The 7,931-nt window shown below is 40.0% G+C and carries 9 protein-coding genes; 1 reads left to right on the top strand and 8 read right to left on the bottom strand.

Annotation, left to right across the window (positions count from 1 at the left end; genetic code table 11):
• Positions 1-233: 233 nt before the first annotated feature.
• The 4 genes from T543_RS11410 to T543_RS11395 all read right to left on the bottom strand — a co-directional run bounded on the left by T543_RS11410 (position 234) and on the right by T543_RS11395 (position 4,083).
• On the bottom strand, positions 234-1,094 hold the full coding sequence (locus T543_RS11410; RefSeq protein ID WP_035768627.1) for a YitT family protein: 861 nt from the start codon (positions 1,092-1,094) through the stop codon (positions 234-236).
• Between the two features lie 114 nt (positions 1,095-1,208).
• Positions 1,209-2,798, bottom strand: coding sequence for an ATP-binding cassette domain-containing protein (locus T543_RS11405; RefSeq protein WP_035768625.1), 1,590 nt, complete (start codon positions 2,796-2,798; stop codon positions 1,209-1,211).
• 527 nt (positions 2,799-3,325) lie between these two features.
• Entirely contained in the window at positions 3,326-3,562 is a 237-nt protein-coding gene (locus T543_RS11400) for a helix-turn-helix transcriptional regulator (RefSeq protein WP_197023962.1), read from the bottom strand.
• Between the two features lie 41 nt (positions 3,563-3,603).
• Positions 3,604-4,083, bottom strand: a complete 480-nt coding sequence (locus T543_RS11395) for a hypothetical protein (RefSeq protein WP_035768620.1) — start codon at positions 4,081-4,083, stop codon at positions 3,604-3,606.
• Positions 4,084-4,257: 174 nt separating this feature from the next.
• Here T543_RS11395 and T543_RS11390 point away from each other — a divergent pair, with 174 nt between their 5' ends.
• Positions 4,258-4,827 (top strand): alpha/beta hydrolase, encoded by a 570-nt coding sequence (locus T543_RS11390; RefSeq protein ID WP_035768619.1) that lies wholly within the window; start codon positions 4,258-4,260, stop codon positions 4,825-4,827.
• A 7-nt stretch (positions 4,828-4,834) separates the two neighbouring features.
• Here T543_RS11390 and T543_RS11385 read toward each other — a convergent pair whose 3' ends face one another.
• From T543_RS11385 to T543_RS11370, 4 genes are all read right to left on the bottom strand, one after another.
• Positions 4,835-5,698, bottom strand: a complete 864-nt coding sequence (locus T543_RS11385; RefSeq protein WP_035768618.1) for an MBL fold metallo-hydrolase — start codon at positions 5,696-5,698, stop codon at positions 4,835-4,837.
• A gap of 173 nt (positions 5,699-5,871) precedes the next feature.
• Complete coding sequence (locus T543_RS11380) at positions 5,872-6,795, bottom strand: radical SAM mobile pair protein B (protein WP_022755164.1); 924 nt, start codon at positions 6,793-6,795, stop codon at positions 5,872-5,874.
• Entirely contained in the window at positions 6,771-7,469 is a 699-nt protein-coding gene (locus tag T543_RS11375; protein WP_022762011.1) for a radical SAM mobile pair protein A, read from the bottom strand. Before T543_RS11375 ends, T543_RS11380 begins: the two co-directional genes overlap by 25 nt.
• Positions 7,466-7,903, bottom strand: a complete 438-nt coding sequence (locus T543_RS11370) for a radical SAM mobile pair system MarR family transcriptional regulator (RefSeq protein WP_013282512.1) — start codon at positions 7,901-7,903, stop codon at positions 7,466-7,468. The genes T543_RS11375 and T543_RS11370 overlap by 4 nt, the downstream gene beginning before the upstream one ends.
• Positions 7,904-7,931: the final 28 nt, after the last annotated feature.

The following is a 7,931-nucleotide window of genomic DNA, read 5'->3' as shown; positions in this document are numbered from 1 at the left end:
AAAAAGCAACAAGTCCCCTTGTTTTCGTGGCAACTTGGGGCTTTTCGCTCCCTGGGATGTTTGCGCTGAAAGCGAAAAAGCAACAAGTCCCCCTGTTTTCATGGCAACTTGGGGCTTTTGCCGCTCCGCAACGTTAGAGCCAACGGTCTACACTTGTTATATTCACCATCTCCGCCCTCCGCCTCTATTATAGCAGAGGCAGCGGAGACGTAACAAATCGGCTCATTTGTGAATCAGAAGATCCTCTCCGGCATGGATTTGGATCTGTACTGCATCTCGCTGACTTTATATACAGTGACAAAAGCCTGCGGATCCACCTTATCAATAAAAGCCATCAGCTTTTGAAATTCACTTTTATCTACTATAGTAATGATCTCGTTGTGCTCCTGCATGCGATAGGCGCCAATAGCCTTGTAAATACTTGCCCCGCTGTGAAGCTCGTTCAAGATGAAGCTGCGTATCTCTTTTTCAAAAGGTGAAACTATGCAGACTCTTCTTTTAAGCTTCTGGTCAAAAATGAAGTGATCCAGTATCATTCCATTAAAATATGTCCCTAAAATACTCAGTATCAGGGTCTTGGAATCGTACACAAGTATTGAAGAAGCAGCAACACACATGCCTGCTGCCGACATTGCTTTTCCCAGGTCAACTCTCAGATATTTGTTAATGATTTTTGCCACAATATCAAGGCCACCGGAGGAGGCATTTCTGTTAAAAAGAATTGCGATACCTATGCTCACAAAGAATATGTAACACAAAACATCAAGCGTAGCATCTCCTGTGAAGGATTTAAAATCCGGGAAGATTTTTTCAAATATGCCGATCACAACAGGCAGCAAAACGGAAGTGTATACGGTCTTATACCCAAACTCCGCACCGCAGGTAATAAAGCCTATTATCAGCAAAAATACGTTGAGTATCATTGTTATGGCCGAAACCGGCAGCGGAATAAAATTAGTAAGAACAATGGACAAGCCGGATATGCTGCTGACTGATGCATGGCTTGGCATAAGAAAAAAGAAGACTGATGCCCCGATTATAGTAGTAGCCAGTGTCAGAATTATTATTTCTTTTATAAGTGAAACTTTTTTCATTATAAAAACCTCTTAAGTGTGAATATGATGATGCTTTTTGCACAGCAAACATCATCATATCATCATACACTTAAGAAGTCATCTACATAAAGTGACTATGGATGCTCTGCCATCTCATAGACAAATTTCTTTTGATGAAAGTTTTTCTCTGAATCTCACATCATGCTCCACTAAAAGCATTGTGGGAGCGTACTTCTCAATGAGCCTCTCTATCTGCATTCTCGAAAATACATCAATATAATTTAGCGGTTCGTCCCAGATATAAAGATGAGCAGGTGTCAACAGACTGGATGCAATGAGGACTTTTTTCTTCTGTCCTTCTGAAAAATCCTCCATATTCTTAGCAAACTGTTCTCTGTTCATGTCAAGCTGCCTTAGGATTGACAAAAGAAGGCTATAGTCCAGGTCATTTCTCCTTGCATGATCAGACAGGCTCCCCTTTAAATGTGATGTATCCTGGTTGATATAAGATATCTTAAGGCCTGCGGCAACATGTAATTCGCCAAAGAGTTCCATATTTCCTATATTTTCGCCTAATGCATTTGTATTAACGTCTATTCTGCCAACTACTCCATCAGAAACTACGCTGTTTGAGGGACCCATATTCTTAGCAAGTATCGCCTTTATCAGGCTGGATTTTCCACTGCCGTTGGCTCCTGTGAGAAATACTCTTTCTCCCTGACGTACTTCAAATGTCAGATTCTCTATTACATTTTCGTTGCCGTCGAGATATCTCAGTGATAAGTCCCTGCATTCTATAAGTCTTTCCTTATGATGCTTAAGTGGCATGATCTTTAAATCAATAGTTTCCTCTATATCCTGAAGAAGTCCTTCCTTTTCCTCAATTTCTCTGTTCATTCTGTCTTCAAAGGACTTTACCCTCGACTGCATTTTCTTGGTTTTCGCACCTATGAAGGATCTCGTGGATATTGATCTGTCATTTTCTTTTATGGGATCAAATCCTATTTTGCTGTTCTCGCTTTTCTCAGCCCATCTTGCAGTTCTGTCTGCTGCTGCCTTAAGCTTGCCAATTTCTTTTAGATGCTTTTCATTTTCAGATCTGGCAAAAGCATCCTGTTTCTCCTTATTTTCCCACCAGCTTGAAAAATTGCCGCTTTGAACTTCTATGGTGGCTCTGTTTAGCACAAGTACATGATCTGTGCAGGCATCAAGTAAGTCGCGGTCATGAGAGACCAAAATGAAGCCTTTTTTCTCTGACAGATATGCCTTTGCAATATCCCTCGCCTCCATATCCAGATGGTTTGTGGGTTCATCTATTAGCAGAAAGTCATTGTCTCCTGAAAACAGCACCGCCAGCATGATCTTGGTTCTCTCGCCATAACTAAGGGTTTTAAATGGTCTGTATAAAAGCTCAGCATCCACCGATAGCTTTGGAAGTTCGCACATTACTCTCCAGCTTTCAACGCCGCTCTTCCATTTTTCCATAAGTTCGTCCGCTGTCTTTTCAAGTTCATTTTCCGATACTTCGTAGGGAAAATAGTCAAAATACACATTAGAAGATATACTTCCCTGATACTCATATTTTCCCATCAGTAGATTTAAAAAGGTGGTTTTTCCTTTTCCGTTTCTTCCGATAAATCCAAGCTTCCAGTTGGTATCCACCATGAAAGAAACGTTTTCAAAAACATTATCAAAACTGCCTTCATATCCAAAAGTAAGGCCTGTAACATTTATCTGTGCCATATAGCTCCTTCCTCCCGGGGATTTACAGATGGTGGTTTTGACAAAAGCCTCGCATAACACAAGTAAGGATATTGCATGCATACAATTTTCGCGCAAACTACGCAGCCTTACAAAGTGTCTTTATAACATAGGAAAGCAATTTCCTCGAAATAAAAAAGCCTGCTCCTGCATACATGCGTACGCAAAAACAGACTCGCTAAATCAACCCTATATATAAGCCAACCGGCAAATATGTAAGAATGAAGAATAATAGCGAAACAAGTTCAACCGGGATCATGAAACATCCCAAGCAGACTTGCCAAGCAAGCATCAAATCATAATTGTCAGATGCTATGCTCTGATCAAATTCAAGCGTACACAAATAAACCTGTCCCCAGGTCAAAAATCGTGTTAACTTAAAAATGATCATCAATACCGCATTTCTTCACCTTTACACAAATGTGCTCTTTCTGTAGATTTATATTTTTTATGATAACATGTCTTATGTTATTGTCAACGGATGTTTACATTACTGAGCCCTACCGAATTCATCTTCCTTTAGTAAACAGCTCCTGAAATTCATTTCTCCCAGGCACCCAGGCTTTTTCATATATTCTTGTGAAATGGTTCTTTACAGTCTGTTCCGAGATTCCAAGCATATAAGCTATTCTGCGATTAGTAAACCCAGACACCTTTAAAAAGCCCAGTTCAAGCTCTCTTTTCGTAAAGCCAAATTGGGATACTACTTGAAGGTATTCTTCTTTTGTAAGACCAAGTTCCTTCATATCCAAAGCCCATTTCCACATTGAATCTCTATGTCAGTTAGTTATTCAACATCCATATCCATTTCCTCGTTCATTCTCCGCTCAGCATTAAGCCTTAACGGAAGAAGGAAGAACTCTATAATAACAGCATATAAACCGGACAGAAAGCATACAGCAAGATACGGTCCAATTAGTGAAAAATCATCAATTCTTCCAAGAATAAGAACTCCGGATACTATTATCGCAAAAAGTGCACCAAAAGCAGTAAGCTTCTGCGCGGCATCCACCGCCCCTATTATGTTTTTAAGTTCTAAAAGCCTGTACTGCTTTATCCCTACTGAGAATGCTTTTATGAAATCTTTCCATTCTCCCATAATTATAAGTCCCGGGATCAGCACTATCAAAAGAAGTATCAGAGTAGGCAGATCAATAAACCACAATATAGCAGATGATCCCCAGCCTCCAATGAAAATCAAAATCACAAATACCACTGCAAGCAGTATTAACTGTCCTAATAAAACCATGCGTATATTCTTTTTCATAAGCAGTCTCCTTTGCATATACAACCGCCACAACCCTTCGTTTGGGTCACATTTATTCTTCTAATTTGACAGTACCATAGTAATTTTAAAAAGGATATAGTACCTTTTTAGACAGGGGATGGATTAAGAAAAGTCCTCGCAGTATAATTGTTTTAGCAATATTTGGAGGAACACATGGATAATAAAAAGCTTGCAGTTATATTCCCTGGTATGGGCTATCACAGCGATAAACCACTTCTTTATTTTTCAAAAAGGATTGCCCGTGAAAACAGTTATGAAATAATCGAGGTTAATTACAAATTCCCTCATAAAGCACGTGAGATCATGAACGATAAGATCAGAATGCAGGAGGCTTTTGAAACAGCTGCCGATCAGATAAAAGAAGTCCTTGGCAATATTTCTTTTGAAGATTACAGTGATGTTATTTTTATAGGAAAAAGTATTGGCACAGCCTTGGCTGCACATTTTGACAATGAACTGCAGGTTGGGGCAAGGCACCTTGTATTTACCCCTGTTCCGCAGACTTTTGACATAATAAGAAAAAATGCAGGCGTAGTCTTCCATGGTCTTGATGACCCCTGGTGCCCGAATGACGTCGCCGAAGCAAAATGTAAAGAGCTTGAACTTACGCTTTATACTGTGGATAAAGCCAATCATTCTCTTGAAACAAAACATGTAGCAACAGATATTAGAAACCTTCAAGACATAATGCAGAAAGCTGAGCAGTTTTTATTACAAGGTTAATCATTTTTCAGGTAAAGCTCCAAATAGGCATGTTTTTTAGGCGGACCTCTTCTCCGGAGTGAACGTACTTTAACTGATCGCCCATGATATTCCGCATCGACTCATATGCATTAACCCCTGTGCAATGGCATGTATAAAATGTTGTCCGATACTCTTTAAGTCTTTGGGCCGTATCAATGATCTCATCAATCTCATCATCCGTGTAGTCGGATTTCTTCATCAGATGGAACCCACTGATAACGGCATCCGGACAAGAACCGTATTTTCGTTCATACTCACCCATGATATTAAGGATTCCATTGTGAGCACATCCGGATATGAGGACTTTTCTGTTTCCTTCACTAACTACAACATACTGTTCATGCCTGAAGTTATCCTGTACATAAGAGCCATCCACTTTTTCTTTTAACCTGGAATTAGTAAATGGCCGTTTAAATGCAGACTCATCCATCACAAATACAGAGATCTCATCATCAATTACAGTATCCCCATCCAACAGTTTAACCTGTGGAAGATCTGCTATTGCCTTATCAATTCCTATATAGCGATATCTGTCTCTTCCTTCCCTTGCACCATCATCTGAGTAATAATCCCCTGTGGCAAGACGCTGCATATATATATCCGCATGTTCATTTATTTTGGCAAAAGAAATAATACCTCCGGAATGGTCATAGTGACCATGGCTCAATATCACCATGTCGACTGCACCAAGATCAATTCCCAACTTAGCTGCATTTTCAAGCGTCTCTTCAGACGGACCAAGATCGACAAGCATCTTATGATTCGCCGTTTCAATGTAAAAAGACAGTCCATGTGCAGATGCACATCCGGGTACACCTTCGGTATTCTCAATGAGATTTACAATCCGCATATTAAGTTACCTCCCATAACTTATCATACTTAAGGTCATCAATTACTTCACTGCCCCATCTGCCATAATCATATCATTTAGCCGGGAGACTTGAAAGCTGGCTGTCATAGAGATCTATTATTTCAGCTCGACAAACAGGAAGTTGTAGAATTAACTTCCGGTTTATTCTTCCATCAAGGATTATGTATTACATTTCTCTTTCCACTATTGGCAGTTCCTCTTACTTCTTCGTGGTAAAAGTAATCTACGATTGTTGGATGTCCTTTCTCTACTCTCTCATACGGAGTTTCATTATCAACAAACCTGCAATCATACTTTTTAGCCAGCTCTTCTGCTTTCTTTTCCAGCGCTTCAAAATAGCTGCGGTTCTTTTTGTTATAAATTTCGTCATACAGCGGCACCAGATCCGGATGTTTATCGGAAATGTATTTCATGATATCTGCCTTAAAACCTCCGCGAAGATTCAGATTCTCAAGCCATACAAGGTCACACTGATCTTTTGTCCTGTCTATGATTGCCTCTATATCCGTAATCCCCGGGAACACGGGTGAAATGAAGCAAATTGTACGAATGCCTGCCGCATATACCTCTTTCATTGCAGCAAGCCTTCTTTCTATGCTTACTGCCGCATCCATATCATCTTTAAACTCTTCATCTAGAGTATTGATTGACCATGATACTGTAAGTCTGCTATTTTCATTGATCTCTTTTAGCAGATCCAGATCTCTTAGTACAAGGTCTGACTTTGTGCAGATAAGTATGTCCGCACCACTGTCCTTTAGTTCTTCCAGAAGTCTTCTTGTATTTTTATATGTTTCCTCTAGCGGATTATAACCATCCGTAACTGTTCCAATGATCACCTTCTGGCCGGCATACTTCTTTGGATTCTTTATTTCAGGCCAGTCTTTCACATCCATGAAGGTTCCCCATTCCTCCGTATGCCCTGTAAAGCGTTTCATAAAAGATGCATAGCAGTATTTACAGGCATGGGGACACCCCACATAGGGATTCACCGAATATCCTCCAATAGGAGTATTCGATTTTGTCATTACACTTTTTGTTTCTATATGATTTACTTTGATTTCTGGTTGTTCCATATCCTCTGTTCCTCCAGCACTTTGTTAAAAGCATCCGGCATTTCCTGTATCATTTCTTCTCCCATAATCGGAACAAGATCTTCTTTCCAGAATACAGGAATGTTCAGTTCATGAGCCTGTTCCGTCAATGAATAAGCCCACCCGGGATCTGTTTTAACAGTCCTGCTCTTTGCACCTGTCATGGTTCCCACCACAATCCAGTCAATGCCTGTAAGATCAACCTTACCCGGATCATCGAACAAAGGCTCAAAGGTAACATGATATTTTTTTGCCTTCACATTGCTCCGCAGTGCATCAATACGCCATAACTCAGACTTTCTCGTAACTGTAACGCCAAACCATGCATTATCAAGATCTGTTTCAAAAGACAGAAGATCCGGTCGTTTGGTAAGAAAAAGAAACTGGTGCTGAGGATTCTCTGCTATCTTTTTAAAGACTTCCTCTCTCCATTCCTCATGCCAGCCCGAGAGATCGCTCATGCCGGTCAGCAGAAAATTCTGCGGCTTTTTCTTTTCCATCATACGAAGCTTTCCTTGAAAAAACTGTGGCTTTTCAAAATCATCTATGATGTGATAACGCCTCGTATTGTTTCTGGCATAGCAGTACGGACATCCAACAGTGCACCCTATAACAAGATTCATGTTCTGAATCTGATCTTTAATACAGATACTCATTTGTCACTCCATTCCTCAAGGTTTACCCTGATGCGGTTAAGATACTCTTCAAACTGAAGAATCTCTTTATCCGTAAAATCACGATAATAAATATTCCCCATCTCATTGGATACGGAGTCATAAGCTTCTTTAAGTTCTTTGGCTTTATCTGTGAGGAACAGAAGAGTTTTTCTCTTATCAGCTTCATCAGTTTTGCGGCTTATCAGTCCGTTTTTTTCCATCCGCTCAAGCATGGTCGTAAGTGAAGTAATTGCAAGTCCGCTTTTCTCGGAAATAATTTTAATAGGAACACCATCTTCCTGCCATAAGACATAAAGAATCCTTCCCTGAGCTCCGTTAAATGCATCAATGTTTTTTTCTGCCAGTATCCTTTCAAATATACGATCACCCAGCTGTTTTATTTTTGTAACAAGAAATCCACCATTTGTCTTCATAACCAAATACTCCTATATCGTAGTTTTA

This window comes from Butyrivibrio sp. NC2002, assembly GCF_000702265.1.
In the GTDB taxonomy this organism is placed as follows: domain Bacteria; phylum Bacillota; class Clostridia; order Lachnospirales; family Lachnospiraceae; genus Butyrivibrio.
Note: the sequence above shows the minus strand (reverse complement) of the source record. Positions and strands in the feature narration are given on the sequence as shown.

Coding starts and splice junctions, on each gene's coding strand:
- T543_RS11410 (WP_035768627.1), bottom strand. CDS start 1,094: ATGAAAAAAGTTTCACTTATAAAAGAAATAATAATTCTGACACTGGCT.
- T543_RS11405 (WP_035768625.1), bottom strand. CDS start 2,798: ATGGCACAGATAAATGTTACAGGCCTTACTTTTGGATATGAAGGCAGT.
- T543_RS11400 (WP_197023962.1), bottom strand. CDS start 3,562: ATGAAGGAACTTGGTCTTACAAAAGAAGAATACCTTCAAGTAGTATCC.
- T543_RS11395 (WP_035768620.1), bottom strand. CDS start 4,083: ATGAAAAAGAATATACGCATGGTTTTATTAGGACAGTTAATACTGCTT.
- T543_RS11390 (WP_035768619.1), top strand. CDS start 4,258: ATGGATAATAAAAAGCTTGCAGTTATATTCCCTGGTATGGGCTATCAC.
- T543_RS11385 (WP_035768618.1), bottom strand. CDS start 5,698: ATGCGGATTGTAAATCTCATTGAGAATACCGAAGGTGTACCCGGATGT.
- T543_RS11380 (WP_022755164.1), bottom strand. CDS start 6,795: ATGGAACAACCAGAAATCAAAGTAAATCATATAGAAACAAAAAGTGTA.
- T543_RS11375 (WP_022762011.1), bottom strand. CDS start 7,469: ATGAGTATCTGTATTAAAGATCAGATTCAGAACATGAATCTTGTTATA.
- T543_RS11370 (WP_013282512.1), bottom strand. CDS start 7,903: ATGAAGACAAATGGTGGATTTCTTGTTACAAAAATAAAACAGCTGGGT.